The 17,928-nt window shown below is 68.8% G+C and carries 14 protein-coding genes; 9 read left to right on the top strand and 5 right to left on the bottom strand.

The features are described from left to right. Positions 1 to 49: 49 nt before the first annotated feature. Both QFZ23_RS12925 and QFZ23_RS12920 read right to left on the bottom strand, forming a co-directional pair. Positions 50 to 1,306 (bottom strand): FAD-dependent oxidoreductase, encoded by a 1,257-nt coding sequence (locus tag QFZ23_RS12925; RefSeq protein WP_306923463.1) that lies wholly within the window; start codon positions 1,304 to 1,306, stop codon positions 50 to 52. Then, positions 1,299 to 2,615 (bottom strand): MFS transporter, encoded by a 1,317-nt coding sequence (locus tag QFZ23_RS12920; protein WP_306923461.1) that lies wholly within the window; start codon positions 2,613 to 2,615, stop codon positions 1,299 to 1,301. Before QFZ23_RS12920 ends, QFZ23_RS12925 begins: the two co-directional genes overlap by 8 nt. Positions 2,616 to 2,664: 49 nt before the next feature. On the opposite strand from QFZ23_RS12920, the gene QFZ23_RS12915 reads away from it, so the two are divergent. From QFZ23_RS12915 to QFZ23_RS12885, 7 genes are all read left to right on the top strand, one after another. Continuing rightward, on the top strand, positions 2,665 to 3,462 hold the full coding sequence (locus QFZ23_RS12915) for an IclR family transcriptional regulator (protein WP_306923460.1): 798 nt from the start codon (positions 2,665 to 2,667) through the stop codon (positions 3,460 to 3,462). A gap of 120 nt (positions 3,463 to 3,582) precedes the next feature. Next, positions 3,583 to 4,716: a cupin domain-containing protein gene (locus QFZ23_RS12910; RefSeq protein ID WP_306923458.1), complete on the top strand. Its 1,134-nt coding sequence runs from the start codon at positions 3,583 to 3,585 to the stop codon at positions 4,714 to 4,716. Beyond that, positions 4,713 to 5,549, top strand: a complete 837-nt coding sequence (locus tag QFZ23_RS12905; protein ID WP_306923456.1) for a fumarylacetoacetate hydrolase family protein — start codon at positions 4,713 to 4,715, stop codon at positions 5,547 to 5,549. The genes QFZ23_RS12910 and QFZ23_RS12905 overlap by 4 nt, the downstream gene beginning before the upstream one ends. Further along, positions 5,549 to 6,313: a maleylpyruvate isomerase family mycothiol-dependent enzyme gene (locus QFZ23_RS12900; protein ID WP_306923454.1), complete on the top strand. Its 765-nt coding sequence runs from the start codon at positions 5,549 to 5,551 to the stop codon at positions 6,311 to 6,313. The genes QFZ23_RS12905 and QFZ23_RS12900 overlap by 1 nt, the downstream gene beginning before the upstream one ends. 105 nt (positions 6,314 to 6,418) lie before the next feature. Next, complete coding sequence (locus tag QFZ23_RS12895) at positions 6,419 to 8,833, top strand: phosphoketolase family protein (protein WP_306923452.1); 2,415 nt, start codon at positions 6,419 to 6,421, stop codon at positions 8,831 to 8,833. A 109-nt stretch (positions 8,834 to 8,942) separates the two neighbouring features. Then, on the top strand, positions 8,943 to 10,583 hold the full coding sequence (locus QFZ23_RS12890) for a LuxR family transcriptional regulator (protein WP_306923451.1): 1,641 nt from the start codon (positions 8,943 to 8,945) through the stop codon (positions 10,581 to 10,583). 142 nt (positions 10,584 to 10,725) lie between these two features. Further along, positions 10,726 to 11,826, top strand: a complete 1,101-nt coding sequence (locus QFZ23_RS12885; protein ID WP_306923449.1) for a class I SAM-dependent methyltransferase — start codon at positions 10,726 to 10,728, stop codon at positions 11,824 to 11,826. On the opposite strand, the gene QFZ23_RS12880 is transcribed toward QFZ23_RS12885, so the two are convergent. The 3 genes from QFZ23_RS12880 to QFZ23_RS12870 form a co-directional block, all read right to left on the bottom strand. Beyond that, a complete protein-coding gene (locus QFZ23_RS12880) occupies positions 11,795 to 12,223 on the bottom strand; it encodes a VOC family protein (RefSeq protein ID WP_306923447.1) in 429 nt (142 codons plus the stop codon). The genes QFZ23_RS12885 and QFZ23_RS12880 overlap by 32 nt on opposite strands. A 126-nt stretch (positions 12,224 to 12,349) precedes the next feature. After that, the gene (locus QFZ23_RS12875) at positions 12,350 to 13,024 is read right to left on the bottom strand and encodes a response regulator (protein ID WP_306923446.1); all 675 of its coding nucleotides are present in this window, start codon (positions 13,022 to 13,024) and stop codon (positions 12,350 to 12,352) included. Continuing rightward, the gene (locus tag QFZ23_RS12870; protein ID WP_306923444.1) at positions 13,021 to 15,009 is read right to left on the bottom strand and encodes a DUF4118 domain-containing protein; all 1,989 of its coding nucleotides are present in this window, start codon (positions 15,007 to 15,009) and stop codon (positions 13,021 to 13,023) included. Before QFZ23_RS12870 ends, QFZ23_RS12875 begins: the two co-directional genes overlap by 4 nt. Before the next feature lie 202 nt (positions 15,010 to 15,211). Between QFZ23_RS12870 and QFZ23_RS12865 the strand changes: the two genes are divergently transcribed. Beyond that, positions 15,212 to 17,188: an amino acid permease gene (locus QFZ23_RS12865; protein WP_306923442.1), complete on the top strand. Its 1,977-nt coding sequence runs from the start codon at positions 15,212 to 15,214 to the stop codon at positions 17,186 to 17,188. Between the two features lie 57 nt (positions 17,189 to 17,245). Beyond that, complete coding sequence (locus QFZ23_RS12860) at positions 17,246 to 17,866, top strand: L-threonylcarbamoyladenylate synthase (RefSeq protein ID WP_306923440.1); 621 nt, start codon at positions 17,246 to 17,248, stop codon at positions 17,864 to 17,866. The last annotated feature ends 62 nt before the right edge of the window (positions 17,867 to 17,928 follow it).

Genomic DNA, 17,928 nt, shown 5'->3' with positions numbered 1-17,928 from the left:
TTCCAGCTGCAATGCCTTCATGCTGCAAGGCCCCGCCCGGGGCAGGTTCCTACGCCGGAACCTTGGACCGCACGGACGGCGCCGGCAGGGACGTGGAGGGCACGCCGTCGCCATCCTGGCCGTACAGCCAGTCGTTGTACTGGTAGTCGCCGTCCTTCCGGCTCTTGAAGAGCAGGTTGCGCAGGGTGCGCGCCAGGCCCGAGACGTGCCAGGACTCGCCCCAGACACGCGCGGTGCGCTGGACCCGGGCGGTGCGCGCGGCGCGCGCTGCGTTGAAGTTCGTGATCGCGGCGTCCCAGGCGCCGGCGTCGGGGCCGTCCTCCGTGAAGACGGTCCCGAGGGTGGCCTCCTGCAGGACGGCGGCGTCCTCGAGGGCCTGGCAGGCGCCCTGGGCGAGGTACTGGAGCATGGGGTGCGCGGCGTCGCCCATCAGGACCATCCTGCCTGCCACCCAGTTTTCGATGGGGTCGCGGTCGTACATGGGCCAGCGGATCCCTGTGGCCAGGTTTTTCAGCGCTTCACGGACCGCGGGGACGCAGTCCCGGTAGGCCGCCTCGAGCTCGTCCACTCCCCCATACTGTTCCTCACCGCGTTCAAAGGAGGCCGATTTGAAGACCGCAACGGTGTTGAGCAGCTCGCCCTTCCGCAGCGGGTACTGGACCAGGTGGCAGTCCGGGCCGAGATAGACAATCACGTCCTCGAGGTCGCCCTGGGGCGTGTCCGCCGTGATGGGAACGGTTCCGCGGTAGGCAACGTACGACGACGACACGGGGCCGTCCTGCGCGACCTCGCGGCGGAGTGTGGACTTGAGTCCGTCTGCCCCGAGAACGACGTCGGCTTCGTAGGTGGAGCCGTCCGCCGCCCGTGCGGTGGCGCGGCCGTCCACGGTCTGGACGGTTTCGACCATGACATCGTTCACCAGGCGGACGCCGGCGTCCTGGCAGGCCTCGAGGAGGATGCGGTGCAGGTCGCTCCGGTGGATGACCACGTAGGGGGCGCCGTAGCGTTCCTCGAAGCTGCCGCCAAGGGACTGCCGGGTGAGTTCCTCGCCCGTCACAGCGTCCCGGAACACGAGGTGCTTGGGCCGGACACCGATCTCCAGCGCCTTGTCCAGCAGGCCCCAGCGCTTGAGCACGCGGGAGGCGTTGGGCGCCATCTGCAGGCCCGCCCCGACTTCGCCGAACTCCGGCGCCCGTTCCAGCAGGGTGACCTCGGCGCCGTTTTCGCGGAGGGCGAGGGCTCCGGCGAGGCCGGCCATTCCGCCGCCGATCACCAGGACATCGGTGGACGGTTTCGGGTTAGACATTGTTGACTCCTACAGGGGTTGGGGTTGTGCGGATGGTTTTGGCGCCGACGGCGACGAGCAGGAGTGCTGCGACGGCGGCGGCCCCGGCGAATGCCAGGAAGTTGGAGCTGACGCCCAGGCCTGCCGCCAGCAGCAGGCCTCCGGCCTGCGGGGCGGCTACCGCGCCGATCCGGCCCACGCCGAGGGCCCAGCCGAGGGCTGTCCCCCGCAGGTGGGCGGGGTAGTGGCTGGCGACGGCGGCGATGATCAGGCACTGCGTTCCGTGCGTTCCGACGCCGGCCAGGACCAGCATCAGGTACACCACGGTGACCGGCGGCCCGGCAACCAGCACCAGGAGGGCGAGGGCGGCGACGGCGGCTGCCGCGACCGCCGTCGGGACGGGGCCGAAGCGGGTCCCGGCCCAGGCTGTGGCCACGGAACCGACGACCGCGCCGAGGTTCAGGGCCAGGGCGAAGGTGAGCGCCGAACCGAGGTTGTAGCCGGCCAACTGCATCAGGTTGGGCAGCCAGGTGCCCAGCCCGTACCAGGCAAAGAGGGTCACGAGGGTCGCCACGGCATAGAGCACGCTCACGCCCAGGTAGGGCGCCCGGAGCAGGGAACCGAAGCCTGCGCGAGGGGTCGTCGGGGTTGTGGTTCCAGCCGCTGGCCGTGTGACTCCGGCCGGCGGCAGGGTCTCGGGCAGGTAGCGCAGGCCCAGCGGGATCACCACGGCAAGGGCAAGCACCGCAACGAGGAACATGACGGGCCAGCCGAAGGCCGGGATCAGCGGGATGCCGGCCAGCGCCGCCAGCGATCCGCCAATCGGCACGCCGGACATCATCAGGGTAGCTACGGTGGACCGCCACTTCGCCGGCACAAGTTCGGCCACGAGGGCATTGGCCGAGGGCACCAGTCCGCCGAGGCCGATGCCGGCCAGCAGCCGCAGCGTGCCGAAGACGTAAGCGTTCGGGGCGAAGGCGCAGAGGATGGTGAAGACGGAGAACAGCACGGCGCAGCCGATGATGGTCTTGCGGCGGCCCCAGGTGTCGGCCATCCGGCCCGCGAAGACGGCGCCGATCATCATGCCGGCGAATGCCATGGATCCGACCGTTCCGGCGGTGGCCTTCGTCAGCCCCCAGCCGGTGTCATTGATGAGCGCCGACTGCACGGTCCCGTAGACGATGAGATCGTAGCCGTCGAAGACCACCAGCAGCCAGCAGACGAGCACGGCCATTGCGGATTGTTTGGGAAACCGGGGCGGCGACGCCGGCGGAAGGACCGCTCCGGGCGTGGGCCGCTCCGTCGCTGCAGCGGAAGGTGTGTGATTCATGCCACCAACTCTCATGGCTGAAGCCGTGGCCCTCCAATAGAATTCTGTCATGCAGAACTTGCCGCTCCGGAAGAGGCCCACATATTCGATCGAGGCGGTTGACAACGCGCTGCAGCTCCTGCAGCTGCTGCGGGACGGCGGCAGCCTGCGGCTCAAGGATGCGGCCACTGAACTGGGCGTGGCACCGTCCACCGCGCACCGCCTGCTGGCCATGCTGGTGTACCGGGGCTTCGCCGTCCAGGACGAAACCCGGCGCTACATCCCCGGACCGGCGATGGGGGCCGGTCCGGCCGGCGTCACTTGGACCCGGCTGCTGCGGAATGTGGCACGCCCCCACATGGAGCTGCTGAGCTCCCGCCTCAACGAGACCGTGAACCTCATGATCCGGGTAGGCACCAAGGTCCGGTTCCTGGAGACGGTGGAAGGAACCAGCGCCCTCCGCGTGGGCGACAGGCAAGGCACCGTACTGCCAGCGAACAGGGCGTCGGGCGGGAAGGCGATGCTGGCCGAGCTGGAACCGGCGCTGATTGAGCAGCTGTTCCGGAGCCAGAATGCGGAAATTGGCGGCGACAACATTCCCGACGCCGAGTACCCGGGGTTCCTGCGGGAGCTGGAAACGGTCCGTGGCAACGGCTTCGCGGCGAATTTCGAGGGAACCGAGGAGGGCATCAGCGCCTTGGGCATGGCCCTGCACAACGGGAAGGGCGAGGTGGTGGGTGCCATCAGCGTAGCCACCCCGGTGACCAGGTTCCGCGCCGTGTTCGACGCCGGGCTGGTCCCGGTCATGCTGGAAACGCGCCGGCAGCTGGAGATCGACATCGCCGCCAATCCCGCCGAGCACGGCTGACGGAAGCGGGCGCAAGACCAAATAATTCTGCCTGCCAGAATATGCTGTGGTTCACAGCCCCGCTGTCCCTAATCTCGGTACTACGCCAAGACGTCATCCATACCCACCGAGGAGGCCGCCGTGCCCATCAGCGCCGAGACCACGACCCACGAATCAGTTGCCGCCGCCCATGTGGCCCCGGAGCCCACACCGGAGGAGGCCGTGCAACTCGAGCAGCTGTACCGCGACTTCAAGCAGGATAACCTCATCCCGCTGTGGACCGAGATCGGTGACCTGATGCCGATGGTTCCAGCACCTAAGGCCCGGCCCCACGTGTGGCGCTGGAACGACCTGTACCCCTTGGCCGCCCGCGCCGGTGACCTGGTCCCGGTGGGGCGGGGCGGCGAGCGGCGGGCCATAGCCCTCGCCAACCCGGGGCTGGGTGGCACGCCTTATGCGACACCGACGCTGTGGGCGGCCATCCAGTACCTGGGCGCCCGCGAGACCGCACCGGAGCACCGGCACTCGCAAAACGCCTTCCGCTTCGTCGTCGAGGGCGAAGGCGTCTGGACCGTGGTGAACGGGGACCCGGTGGCCATGCGCCGCGGCGACTTCCTGCTGACCCCGGGCTGGAATTTCCACGGCCACCACAACGACACCGACCAGCCTATGGCCTGGATCGACGGCCTGGACATCCCGTTCGTGCACTACGCCGACGCCGGGTTCTTCGAGTTCGGCACCGAGCGCGTCACGGATGAAGCCACCCCGGACATCTCCCGTTCTGAGCGGCTTTGGGCACACCCCGGCCTGCGTCCGCTCTCCGGCCTGGACAACACCACCAACTCCCCCATCGCCGCGTACCGCTGGGAACACACCGACCGCGCACTTCGCGAGCAGCTGCTGCTGGAGGACGAGGGCCACCCGGCCACCGTGTCCCAGGGCCACGCCGCGATCCGCTACTCCAACCCGACCACGGGCGGGGACGTGATGCCCACGATCCGCGCCGAGTTCCACCGGCTCCGCGCCGGCGCCGCCACCGAAGCACTCCGTGAGGTCGGTTCCAGCGTGTGGCAGGTCTTCGAAGGCACCGGCAGCGTGCTGCTCAACGGCGAACGCAAGGACCTCGCTAAGGGCGACCTGTTCGTCGTTCCGTCCTGGGCTGAATGGTCCCTGCAGGCAGAAACCGAATTCGATCTGTTCCGGTTCAGCGACGCCCCCATCTTTGAACGGCTGAACTTCAACCGCACCTACACCGAAGGACGCAAGAACGCATGAGACTCCTCACCCTCCGCCTCCCCAACGGGCACAATACCGTCACAAAAGCCGTCCGCCAGGACGGCGGCACCCTCACCGAGATCGACGGCTTCGCCGACGTGGGCGAACTCCTCCGCAGCGAAGACTGGGAAACCACCGCTGCCGCGGCCAACGGCGCAACGCACGCGCTCGACGGCGCCGACCTGGCCGCCGTCGTACCCTCCCCGGGGAAGATCATCTGCGTGGGCCACAACTATCGGAACCACATCAAGGAGATGGGCCGGGAAATCCCGGACCACCCCACCCTGTTCGCCAAGTACGCCGAATCCCTGATCGGCCCGAACGATGACCTGGCGCTCCCGCAGGAATCGGACACCGTGGACTGGGAGGCCGAGCTCGCCGTCGTGATCGGCAAGCAGGGCCGCCGGATCAGCGAAGCCGACGCCGCGGACCACATCGCCGGCTACTCGGTCCTGAACGACATCAGCATGCGCGACTACCAGTTCCGCACCGTCCAGTGGCTGCAGGGCAAGACCTGGGAAAACTCCACCCCGTTCGGCCCAGCCCTGGTCACGAAGGACGAATTCAGTGCGGGTCCGCTCATGACCTCGGCCGTGGACGGCGAGATCCAGCAGAGCACCCCCACCGGGGACCTCGTGTTCACCCCGGAATTCCTGGTCTCTTACATCTCCACGATCATCACGCTGAACCCCGGAGATGTGATCGCCACAGGCACCCCAGGCGGGGTGGGCCACGCCCAGGACCCCAAGCGCTACCTGCAAGAAGGCCAGGTCCTGGTCACCACGATCGAAGGCCTGGGCCAGCTGACCAACCGCGTGGTCAAGGAGGCCTGATGGTCGCCCGTGCCGATCAGACGACCGACCCGGGCCTGCAGGAAGAACTCCTGCAGGCACGGCGGGGCACCGCGTTCTTTGCCCGCAAGCTCAATGAACTCACCGATGGGGAGCTCGACGGCGGCTCCCTCCTCCCGGGTTGGACGCGCCGTCACGTCGTGGCCCACGTCGGCTACAACGCCCGGGCGATCGCCCGGCTGGTGGAGTGGGCCGGCACCGGGGTGGAGACGCCCATGTATCCCTCCATTGCGGTTCGGGACCACGAGATCAACTTCGGCGCCACGCTGAGCCCGATTGCCCTGCGGAACCTCTTCGACCACTCGGCGGTGCACCTGTCCGTCGAGTGGCGCGACCTGCCCGACCGGGACTGGGCCAACGAAGTCAAGACCATCCAGGGCCGCACCGTCCCGGCGACCGAAACCGTGTGGATGCGCACCCGCGAAGTCTGGATCCACGCCGTCGACCTCGGCAACGGGGCAACCTTCGCGGACATCCCGGAGCCCGTCCTGGAACGGCTGCTGCGGGACATCACCTCGGCCTGGGCAAACCGCGGCACTGACGCCGGGCTGGTCATCAGGGTGACGGGCACAGACCTGGTGTTCGGCGACACTAACGCGGCGCATCCCGTCACGGTCAGCGGGCCGCTCGCCGGCGTGGCTGCCTGGGCCGCCGGACGGACGGCCGGAGCAGGCTGCTTCGGGGTCACCGCCGCAGGCGGGACAGAGGTGCTGTCCGACGTTCCCGCCGCCCCGAAGTGGATCTGACGCCAAAGTGGGTCTGAGGCCCGAAATGGATCCGGGTTTGCGGCCAAAACGCCGGGGTAGACTGTGCCCGTCAGCGCTGGAGCGGATCCGACGGAAGGCACATTCATGGGCATGGCCGGGGCAAACGGGGCAATTTCCGACGACGAACTGGACCTCCTCCACCGCTACTGGAGCGCGGCGAACTACCTGACGGTGGCCCAGATCTACCTCCAGGACAATGCTCTGCTTCGGGAGCCGCTACGGCCGGAACACATCAAGCCGCGGCTGCTGGGCCACTGGGGCACCGGCCCCGGGCTGTCGCTGATCTACGCCCACCTGAACCGCCTGATCAGGAATACGTCTGCCGAGGTCCTGTTCGTCGCTGGGCCGGGCCATGGCGGACCGTCGGTGGTGGCGAACGTCTACCTCGAAGGTACCTACTCCGAGATCTACCCCGATGTGAGCCGCGATGCTGCCGGCCTGCGCCGGCTGGCGCGGCAGTTTTCGACGCCGGGCGGCGTGGGCAGCCACGTGGGCCCCGCCACCCCCGGATCCATCCACGAGGGCGGCGAGCTGGGCTATTCACTCATGCATGCGACCGGCGCGGTGATGGACAACCCCGGACTCATCGCCGCCTGTGTGGTGGGCGACGGCGAAGCCGAGACCGGCCCGCTCGCCGCCTCCTGGACGGCGCCGTTCTTCCTCAACCCCGCGCGGGACGGCGCTGTCCTGCCCATCCTGCACCTCAATGGGGCCAAAATTTCCGGGCCTACTGTCCTGGGACGCCGCACGGACGAGGATGTTGAGGCGCTGCTGCGCGCCAACGGCTGGAAGCCCGTAACGGTCTCCGGCGACCAGCCTGGGAAGGTCCACCGGGCCCTGGCCGCCGCACTCGACAATGCGTACGGGACCATCCGGGACATCCAGCGGGACGCCCGGGACGCCGGTTCCGGTGACACCGGAACGGGCCGTAATCGAACGACGGCGGCCCGCTGGCCGGCGATCATCCTGCGCACGCCCAAGGGCTGGACGGGTCCGCAAACCGTGGACGGCATCCAGGTGGAAGGCACGTTCCGTGCGCACCAGGTTCCCCTGTCCGGTGTCAAGGACAACCCGGAGCACCTGGCGCTGCTGGAGCAGTGGATGCGCTCCTACCAGCCGGAATCGCTGTTCGACGGCGCCGGCCGGCTTCTGCCCGAACTGGCGGCGCTGGCACCCGAAGGCAGGCTCCGGATGGGGGCCGCACCCTGGGCCAACGGCCGGCCGTCCGTCCCGCTGGAGATTCCGGACCTCGCGCAGTACGCCGTCGACCCGGGCCGGCCGGGCTCCACCAGCATCGAAACCACCAAGCCGCTGGGCGAGCTGTTCCGCGACCTCTACACCGGAACGGAGGACGACCCTCGGTTCCGGCTGTTCTGCCCGGACGAGACCAACAGCAACAGGCTGGGCGCCGTGTTCGAGGCCACTGACCGCTGCCTCCTGCTGCCGAGCAGCGACGGGGACGACCATGTCTCGGCGGACGGCCGCGTGATGGAGGTGCTCTCGGAGCACCTCTGCCAGGGCTGGCTGGAAGGGTACCTGCTGACCGGCCGGCACGGGTTCTTCGCCAGCTACGAGGCCTTCGCCATGGTCAGCGCCTCCATGACCGTCCAGCACGCCAAGTGGCTGCAGCACGCGCGCGAGCTGGAGTGGCGTTCACCGGTGCCGAGCCTGAACATCCTGCTGACCTCCACGTGCTGGCGCAACGACCACAACGGCTTCAGCCACCAGGGTCCGGGCCTGATCGACACCGTGCTGTCCCTGTCCGGCGAGGTGACGAGGATCTACCTGCCGCCGGACACCAACACTTTGCTGGCGGCGGCGGAGCACGCCCTGCGCAGCAAGGACTACGTGAACCTGGTCGTCGTCGACAAGCAGTCCCACCCCCAGTACCTCACGCTCGCGGAAGCCCGCGCGCACGCCGAGGCGGGAGCGTCCCGGTGGGAATGGGCCGGCAACGAGAATGGCAGCAGCGCTGAACCCGACGTCATTCTCGCTTGCGCCGGCGACATCCCCACCGAGGAGGCACTGGCGGCAGCCTGGCTGCTGCAGCGCCACGTTCCGGATGCCGCCGTGCGCGTGGTGAACGTCATGGATGCCATGGTGCTTCCGCCGCGGAACGTGCACCCCCACGGGCTCGACGACGGGACGTTCACTTCGCTGTTTACGGATACCTGCGAGGTGGTGGTGGCCTGGCACGGCTACGCCCGATCCTTCCACCAGCTCCTGCACGGCCGGCCGAATCCGGAGAGGTTCCACGTCCGCGGCTACAGCCAGCAGGGCACCACCACCACGCCGTTCGACATGGTGGTGGTCAACCGGATGAGCCGCTACCACCTGGCGCTGGAAGCGCTCCGGCGGGTGCCGCGGCAGTTCGACGGCGCGGAGGCCCTGGCTGATCATTGCAACCACCAGCTGGACGCCCACGCCGCATATATCCGGGAGCACTTTGAAGACCTGCCCGAAATCCGAGAGTGGGTCTGGTCGCCGCCAGGTTCCTGAACGGCCAGGTTTCTGAAGTGCCGGATATTGGGCCCGGCCGGCGCAGGCATCCCCGGCGTTTCCAGCGTCAGGGCGCGGCAGTACTCTGGACTCATCCGGGGAAAATCACATGCCTGAACTCGAACAATTGATCCTGACTGCCCGCGAGGCCTACGACCGGCGGGACTGGGCCGCTGCACGGCGCGGCTTCGGCGCCGCGCGCCTGCGGGCACCGCTGGACGCCCCGGATCTTGATGCGCTGGCGAGTTCGGCCTGGTGGCTGGGCGACACGTCCGCGGCGCTGGCTACGGCCGAGGAACTGTACCACCGGCTGGCCACGGATGGCGACCGGACGGGTGCGGCGATGGCGGCGCTCAACCTGTCCCTCCGCTGGGGCACCCGGGGCGACCTCGCCGTGGCCTCGGGCTGGCTGAACAGGGCACGCCGCATGCTGGAGGGGCTGCCGGAAGGTCCGCCCAGCGGCTACCTGCTCTACCTGGAGGCGGGCATGACAATGGACGTTGAGGGCGATCCGGCACCAGCCCGGGCTGCCGCCGCAACGGTCGAAGCACTCGCCGTACGCTTCGGGGACCCGGCGCTGGCGTGCTTTGCCAGGGTCCTGTCCGGCCTGGCACGTGTCCGGGAGGGACAGACTGAAGCAGGATTCCGGGACCTCGACGAGGCCATGCTTCCTGTCCTTGCCGGCCAGGTTCCGCAGGAGTGGGCCGGCGACATCTACTGCACGGTGACCCATCTCTGCCACGTGCTGGGGGACTTCTCCCGGATGCGGTCCTGGACCACGGCCATGGAGCGGTGGACGGCTGGCCAGTCCCGCACATTCGTCTATGCCGACGTGACCCGGGTCCACGAGCTCCAGCTCCTGTGCACGGAGGGCAACTGGGATGCCGCGGAACGGGAACTCCGGCCCCTGAGCGACAGGCTCGCCCAGTCCCACGGCTGGATGGCAGGCGCCGGCTACTACGAACTGGGCGAGATAAGCCGGCTGCGGGGCGACCCGGCCGGCGCCCTCGATGCCTATGCCCGCGCACGGGCACTCGGCGTCGAACCGCAGCCGGGAGAGGCCTGGCTCCACCTTGCCACCGGTGAACGCGGCCTGGCGCTGGAGGAGCTGCGGGTCGCTCTGGCCGAATGCGGCCCCTTGGACAAAGCCCGGCTGCTCCTGGCCGCCACCGAACTGGCCGGCGCCTGCGGCGACGGGGACCTCGCTGCAACATACTGCGCCGAACTGGAACAGACGGCCGCCCGCTACTCCTCCCCTGGCCTGCGGGCGTGGGCAAGCCACACCCGGGGTGTGGTGCTCCTGGCCGCGGCCCGGCCGGCCGATGCCCTGTCAGCCTTCGAAGCGGCAGGCCGGATTTACCGCGACCAGCGGGCCCGCTACAGCACGGCGGTAATCCATGAACTGGAATCGTCCTGCCGCAGGTCCCTGGGATATCCGGAAGCAGCTGACGCGGACCTGGCCACGGCGGCGGCCATCTACCGGCAGCTTGGCGCAGCACCCGACCTCCAGCGGCTCCAGGCTAATCTCCAACGGATTCGAGGGTCCGCGCCGGGCGGCCTGACGGCGCGGGAAGCCGAGGTCCTGGCGCTGGTCAGCGGCGGAGCGAGCAACCGCCAGGTGGCCGATGCCCTGGTGATCAGCGAGAAAACGGTGGGCCGCCACCTGGCGAACATCTTCGGCAAGATCGGCGTCTCCTCTCGCACCGGCGCCGCGGCGTGGGCGCGCGAGCATGGCCTCCCGGGCTCCTAAGCAGCGGCCTGCATGATCTGCCCCATCCCCGCACGGAAAGATGCATCGTCCGCCCGACGCGAGGCGGCCTGCCCCGCGCCTACCTTCAGAAGTAACCGACCGCAGTTCCCAAAGGGTCCGCAGTTCCCGAAAGGCACGAATCATGAGCACCTTCCAAAGCGAGGCAGCCACCGCCCCCGAGGCAGCCGTCGAGGCTGCTGCTGGCAGGCTGGTGGGGATCCTCAATGACAGCTCCGCGGCCATCCTGGCCAGCATCGGCTACCAGACCGGCCTCTTCGAAGCGATGGCGGACCTGCCGGCCGCCACCAGCGAGCAGGTAGCCGACGCCGCGGGACTCAATGAGCGCTACGTCCGCGAATGGCTGGGCGGGATGACCACCGCCGGGTTCGTTGACTACAACCCTGCGGCACGGACCTACCTGCTGCGCCCCGACGTCGCCCCGTCCGTCACCGGCCCCGGAGTGGACAACCTGGCCCGCACGCTGATGTACATCACGCTCATGGGAGAAGTGGCGGGCAAGATTGCCGGCAAATTCCGGACCGGCGGCGGCCTGAACTACGCAGATTACCCGGGTTTCGTGGAGATCCAGGCGGCCGACAGCGGCTCCGTGCACGACGCGTCCCTCATCGACGCCATCGTTCCGCTCGCCGGACGCGTGGACGCGCTGCGGACGGGAATCGACGTCGCGGATATCGGCTGTGGCGCCGGCCACGCGGTGAACCTGATGGCAGCAGCGTTCCCGGCAAGCAGGTTCACCGGATATGACTTCCTCGAGGAAGCCCTGGCCGCCGGCCGGGTCGAGGCTGAGCGCCTTGGCCTCACCAACGTGCGCTTCGAGCAGCGCGACGCCGCCGGCCTGGACATCGACGAAGAGCTGGATCTGGTCACCGTCTTCGATGCCATCCACGACCAGGCGCACCCGGCCACCGTCCTGCGGAACATCCACCGGGCCCTGCGGCCCGGCGGAACGTTCCTGATGGTGGACATGAAGGCGTCCAGCAAGCTCGAGGAAAACCTCGACCTTCCGTGGGCGACGTTCCTCTACGCCATCTCCACCACGCACTGCATGTCCGTGTCACTCGCCCAGGGCGGCGACGCGCTGGGCACGGTGTGGGGCGTCCAGCGTGCCGGGTCCATGGTTCGGGAGGCCGGCTTCGATGAGGTTGACGTCAAGGAGCTGGACGACGACCCGTTCAATGCCTACTTCGTCGCTAGGAAGCCGGAGCTGCCGCGGCTCCGCTGATGTTCACCAGCCACGCGATGCCGAACTTGTCCGTGCACATGCCGAAGATGTCGCCCCACGGAGCCTTCTCCATCGGGACGGTGACTGTGCCGCCGTCCGACAGTTTGTCGTAGTAGCCGCGCAGTTCGGTCTCGTCGTCGCCGCTGAGCGACACGGAAATTGTGCTCCCCGGCGAGTAGTCCATGGAGTTGGGGGTGTCGGCCCCCATGAGGACGAGCCCCTTCTCCGAGGTCAGCATGCCGTGCATGATCTTGTCCGACTCCGCGGGATCTTCACTGGCGTTGAACTCCCCGAAGGTGCTGAGCGCCAGGTCGCCGCCGAACACCGACTGGTAGAAGGTCATGGCGTCGCGGGCGTTGTCACGGAAGCTGATGTACGGGTTGAGCAGGGTGGACACGATCGGTTCTCCTTCGGCTGTACATGTGGCGCCCGCTGCGCGGCGCCCGGCATTACACATGTTGCCCGAATCCGGCTCCCCTTCATAGGGGTTCACGGAAGTTCACGGTCCGTTCATAGGTGCAGGTCAGGGCCGGAAGCGGTAGCCGATGCCGGCCTCGGTCAGCAGATGGCGCGGGTTGCCGGTGTCCGCCTCGAGCTTGCGCCGGAGCTGCGCCATGTAGACGCGCAGGTAGTTGGCTTCCTTCTCGTAGGCGGGCCCCCACACGCTGGCCAGGATCTGCTGCTGGGTAATGAGCTTCCCCGGGTTCCGCACCAGCAGTTCGAGGATGCTCCACTCCGTGGGGGTGAGCCGGACGGGCTCTCCGTTCCGGGTGACCATCCGCCGTCCCAGGTCCACGCTGAACTCCGGGGTATCCACCGTGGACGGCTCGGTGGCTTCCGGGGCGCGGCGCAGGAGTGCGCGAAGCCGGGCCAGGAGCTCCTCCAGTCCAAAGGGCTTGGTGATGTAATCGTCCGCGCCGGCGTCGAGGGCGTCCACCTTGTCTGATGAGCCGTGCCGGGCCGAGAGCACCAGGACCGGTGCGGTGCTCCAGCGGCGAAGCTCCCTGAGCACCGCGGCGCCGTCCATGTCGGGCAGTCCGAGGTCCAGGACAACAATCCCCGGCGGATTGCGGGAGGCGGCAATCAGCGCCGCCTCGCCGTCCGCCGCCGTCTCCACCGCATAGCCATGCGCCTGCAGCGTGATCCGCAGGGCCTTCAGCAGATGCTGGTCATCGTCCACCACGAGGACGCCGGTCACTGGGCAGTCTCCTGTGGAGAAACGGCAGGAATAGCGGCGGATGGCCCGCCGTCGTGCCCGTCATGCCCTGGTGAGCCGTGCCCCGTCGAGAGGGGAAGCCGGATGACCATCGTGAGTCCCCCGCCGGGCGTCTCCTCCGCCGCCAGGCTGCCGCCCATGGCCGTGACGAATCCCCTGGCCACGGCGAGTCCGAGGCCCACGCCGGTTGACTGCGACAGATCATCCAGGCGCTGGAAGGGCCGGAACATCGCTGGCACGTTGCGGTCTGGCACGCCGCGTCCGTGGTCGATGATCCGCAGCTCGCCGGCCGGGTGGCCGTTGAGGACGGCGCCGCTGAGCCCGCCCGACGCCGAGGTCACGGTGACGTCCGATGCGGGCGCGTACTTGACCGCGTTTTCTGCGATGTTGGCGATGACGCGTTCCAGCAGGACCGCGTCAGCGTCGACGGCGGGAAGGTTCGGCGGCAATACCACCCGCACCCTGCCCGGCGGAAGGCCACGCAGCGCCGGAGGCACGACGTCGAGCCACCGGACGGGCTTCATCAGGGGGCGCACCGAGTCGGCCGTGATCCTGGACATGTCCAAGAGGTTTCCCACCAGGGCGTCCAGCCGGTCCGAGCATTCGTCGATGGTTTCCAAAAGCTCCTGTTTCTCTTCGGGGGTGTAGCTGACGGCGGTCTGCAGGAGACCGCCGACGGCGAGCTTGATGCCGGCGAGCGGCGTGCGGAGGTCATGCGAGACAGCCCGCAGGATGGCGGTGCGCATGGTGTTACCTTCGGCTAGCCGCAGCACCTCCAGGCGGCTGGCGGCCAGTTGCCGGCGCTCCAGCTGAGCCAGCACGTGCGCTGCGAAGGCGCCCAGCAGGCTACTGTCGGCGGCCGGCACCGTCCTGCCGAACAGCACCAGCCAGGTGCCGTCGTCGACCGGTTCCACGGTGTGCTCGGCAAAGTCCGCGCCTTCCCGTTCAGAATCGGTCAGCTCGCCCGCACTCGCAAGCAGCTTCCTCCCTGCCCCGCCCTCCCCGTCGCGGAAAGCAGGCGCGGCACCGAAAGGCTGCGCATCGCCAGAAGCCATCCCGTTCCGGAAAGCCGGCCCGCTGAAGAGAGCCGCCCCGCGGACTCCGAAGACGTCCAGCGCCTGTTCCAGCAGGCTGCCCACCGTGTCCTCCGCGCGTGTGGCTCCGCGGGCCAGCTCGCCGAGCGTCGCGGCCTCGGCGCGCGCCCGGGCGGCTTCCTTGGAGCGCCGGGCGGACCTGTCCACGACGCCGGCCACGGCAACCGAGACGCCCACGAACACGCCCAGGGAAAGCAGGTCCTGCGGGTCTTTGATGGCCAGCTCACCAAGCGGCGGCGTCGAGAAGTAGTTGACCAGCAGGCTGCTCCAGAGCGCACCCGCGACAGCCGGCCAGAGGCCTCCCACAAGCGCCACGGCCACGGCCCCGGCGAGCTGGACCAGGACGGCAGTGGCCACACTGTGCTCGATGACGGCGAGCGCCAGCTGCATCAGGATGGGGACGGCGGCCGCCAGCACGAACCCGACGGCGACGCGCGCGCGGCCGAGGTCCCGCTGCCGCCGCCGGCCTGTGCCTCGCCCGGCCAGCGGATGCGGCACCACCTGCACGTCGAGGGCCCCGGCACGGCGGATGATCCGTGTCTCCGTCGCGCCAGTGAAAAGCCTCGAGAGCGGGCGTGCCCGCGACTGGCCGATGACCAGCCGGGTGGCGCCCACATGGGACGCGAACCCGAGGAGTGCTTCGACGGGGTCTTGCGCGGCGACGGTGTGGTAACTGCCGCCCAGCTCTACCACCAGGCGGCGCTGAGATTCGAGGGCGCTGGTTGATTCGCGCGACGCGCCTTCCGCGGAACGGATGTGGACGGCGAGCAGGTCCCCGCCGCCAGCCCCGTCCAGGACCTTGACGGCACGGCGGATCAGGACCTCCCCCTCAAGGCCTCCCGACAGGCCAATGACGATCCGTTCCCCTGCCATGACGCCATTCTTTCACCAGTCCGGTGGCCAAGGCGGCACGCGCGGTGGGGTGCTTCACAACGGCGTTAAGGATCCGTCAAGATTCGGCTTCCGGCGGTTCCGCCGCTCCTGCCCGGTGCTACGTTCGGCTGTGCCCCAACGAAATCCCGCGGCATCGGTGAGATACCGCGGCCGCGGGGCACCACCACAGATGAAAGGCACCATGACCACCATGAGCCGCCCACCGGCGGAACCCTCGGCGCTGCGCCACACCCGGAGGCAGCGGCTCAACAGCTGGCTGCTGCTGGGTCTGCAGGACAGCAAAGGATCCCACCAGGGACCCGGCGGCCGGACCATGGCCCACGAGCGGAAGCATGCATGGTGGCAGGTCATGTGCCTGACCGGCGTGGACTACTTCTCCACGCTCGGCTACCAGCCCGCCATCGCCGCGCTCGCTGCCGGCGTCATTTCCCCGCTGGCCACGCTGGTCCTGGTGGCCGTCACACTGTTCGGGGCACTGCCGGTGTACCGCCGCGTGGCGGGCGAAAGTTCCCACGGCGAGGGTTCCATCGCCATGCTGGAGCGGCTCCTCCCCCGCTGGGGCGGCAAGCTGTTCGTCCTGGTGCTGCTCGGCTTTGCGGCGACGGACTTCATGATCACCATGACCCTTTCCGCCGCCGACGCCACGGCGCACCTCATCCAGAATCCGTACGCCCCGATGTGGCTGCATGGGCAGGAGGTGACGGTGACCCTCGTTCTCCTGGCCCTGCTCGCCGCCGTGTTCCTGCGGGGGTTCAAGGAGGCGATCGGGATCGCCGTCGTCCTGGTGGCGGTCTATCTGGGACTGAACGTCGTGGTGGTGGCAACAGCCGCCGTCGAATCCCTGGCCCACCCGGCCGCCGTCGGGGACTGGTGGCAGGCCCTGGGGACGTCACACGGCAATCCTGTACTGGCGGTGGCCATAGCGCTGCTGGTGTTTCCCAAGCTGGCCCTTGGGCTGTCCGGCTTCGAAACAGGCGTGGCGGTCATGCCGCAGGTCCGCGGCCGGGATTCGGATACGGAGGAGCACCCGGCGGGCCGCGTCGAGGGAACCCGCCGCATGCTGACCACGGCCGCGCTGATCATGAGCGCGTTCCTCATCGCCAGTAGCTTCACCACGGTGATCCTCATTCCGGCCGCCGAATTTCAACCCGGCGGGCAGGCCAACGGGCGCGCCCTTGCCTTTCTGGCCCATCAGTACCTGGGGAACGGGTTCGGCACGGTCTACGACGTGAGCACCATCGCCATCCTGTGGTTCGCCGGTGCGTCCGCGATGGCAGGGCTGCTGAACCTGGTGCCGAGGTACCTGCCGCGGTACGGGATGGCGCCGGAGTGGGCCAAGGCGGTCCGGCCGCTGGTGCTGGTTTTCGGCGTCATTGCCTTCCTGGTCACCATCCTTTTCGAGGCCGACGTCGACGCCCAGGGCGGTGCCTACGCCACCGGCGTGCTGGTGCTGATGACCTCGGCGGCAGTCGCCGTCGCACTGTCCGCCCGGCGCCGGCGGCAGCGGAAGCGCACCGCCGGCTTCGGGCTGATCGCCCTGGTGTTCATCTATACGACGGTCGCGAACATCATTGAGCGGCCCGAGGGCATCCGCATTGCCGCCTTCTTCATCGCCGGCATCATCGTCATTTCGCTGCTGTCCCGGATCGGGCGGTCCTTCGAGCTGCACGCCACCCACGTCCGGCTCGACCGGACGGCCCTGGAGTTCGTCGCCGAGGACGAGAGCGGCCCCATCGGCATCATCGCCCACGAACCCCGCAGACTGACCGCGGAGGCGTACCGGCAGAAGCTGACCTCCGCCATCGAGGTAAGCCACCTGCCGGTCCACTACCAGGCGCTGTTCCTCGAGGTGATCGTGGACGACTCCTCCGACTTCGAAACCGAACTGCAGGTGCACGGCGTGGTGCGGCACGGCTACCGGGTGCTGGAGGTGCACGGGCCCGTGGTGCCGAACACCATCGCCTCCGTTCTCCTGCACATCCGGGACGTCACCGGGCTCATGCCGCACATCTACTTCCGCTGGACCGAGGGCAATCCGGTGGTGAACCTGCTTCGCTTCCTGTTCCTCGGAGAGGGTGAGATCGCGCCGGTCACCCGGGAAGTGCTGCGGGAAGCCGAGCCGGATGTCACCAAGCGCCCGTGGGTGCATGTGGGGTGAGCGGGCGTGCCTGCGTGGGTGCGTGCGCGGAACGCCGCCCGGCCGTAGGCTCGACGCATGGCGAAATTCTTTGATGTCCACCCCGAGGACCCCCAGCCCCGCGCGATCTCGCAGATCGTGGAGCTCCTGCGATCGGGCGGGCTGATCGCCTACCCCACGGACTCCTGCTACGCCCTCGGCGCCCAGCTGGGGAACAAGGAGGCGCTGGACAGGATCCGATCCATCCGCCAGCTGGACAGCAAGCACCATTTCACGCTGGTCTGCCGGGACTTCGCGCAGCTGGGGCAGTTCGTGAACATCGGCAACGACGTGTTTCGCAGCATCAAGTCCGTCACGCCGGGCAGCTACACCTTCATCCTGCCGGCCACCAAGGAGGTTCCGCGCCGGCTGCTGCACCCCAAGAAGAAGACTGTGGGCGTGCGCATCCCAAGGCACAACTTCGTCCAGGCGCTGCTGGCGGAGCTTGGCGAACCGCTGCTGTCCAGCACGCTGCTGCTGCCGGACGAGGAGGACCCGCTGACCCAGGGCTGGGAAATCAAGGAGCGGCTCGACCATGTGGTCGACGCGGTGGTCGAGGCCGGTGACTGTGGTGCCGAGCCGACCACGGTCGTCGACTTCTCCGGCGGCACCGCCGAGGTGGTGCGCCGCGGCACCGGCGACCCGTCCCGGTTTGAGTAGGGCGGGTTTGAGTAGCGGTGTTCGACTGGAGGCACCGGGCCCGGGCGGCGCGGCGCCGCCGG

It is taken from the genome of Arthrobacter globiformis (assembly GCF_030818015.1).
GTDB classification, from domain to species: Bacteria; Actinomycetota; Actinomycetes; order Actinomycetales; family Micrococcaceae; genus Arthrobacter; species Arthrobacter globiformis_C.
This window is presented reverse-complemented; position numbering and strand designations above follow the sequence as displayed.

Bases quoted from the DNA above. Each gene is read 5' to 3' on its own strand.
- QFZ23_RS12905 (WP_306923456.1), top strand. From the start codon at position 4,713: ATGAGACTCCTCACCCTCCGCCTCCCCAACGGGCACAATACCGTCACA.
- QFZ23_RS12920 (WP_306923461.1), bottom strand. From the start codon at position 2,615: ATGAATCACACACCTTCCGCTGCAGCGACGGAGCGGCCCACGCCCGGA.
- QFZ23_RS12900 (WP_306923454.1), top strand. From the start codon at position 5,549: ATGGTCGCCCGTGCCGATCAGACGACCGACCCGGGCCTGCAGGAAGAA.
- QFZ23_RS12870 (WP_306923444.1), bottom strand. From the start codon at position 15,009: ATGGCAGGGGAACGGATCGTCATTGGCCTGTCGGGAGGCCTTGAGGGG.
- QFZ23_RS12865 (WP_306923442.1), top strand. From the start codon at position 15,212: ATGACCACCATGAGCCGCCCACCGGCGGAACCCTCGGCGCTGCGCCAC.
- QFZ23_RS12885 (WP_306923449.1), top strand. From the start codon at position 10,726: ATGAGCACCTTCCAAAGCGAGGCAGCCACCGCCCCCGAGGCAGCCGTC.
- QFZ23_RS12860 (WP_306923440.1), top strand. From the start codon at position 17,246: ATGGCGAAATTCTTTGATGTCCACCCCGAGGACCCCCAGCCCCGCGCG.
- QFZ23_RS12915 (WP_306923460.1), top strand. From the start codon at position 2,665: ATGCAGAACTTGCCGCTCCGGAAGAGGCCCACATATTCGATCGAGGCG.
- QFZ23_RS12895 (WP_306923452.1), top strand. From the start codon at position 6,419: ATGGGCATGGCCGGGGCAAACGGGGCAATTTCCGACGACGAACTGGAC.
- QFZ23_RS12925 (WP_306923463.1), bottom strand. From the start codon at position 1,306: ATGTCTAACCCGAAACCGTCCACCGATGTCCTGGTGATCGGCGGCGGA.
- QFZ23_RS12890 (WP_306923451.1), top strand. From the start codon at position 8,943: ATGCCTGAACTCGAACAATTGATCCTGACTGCCCGCGAGGCCTACGAC.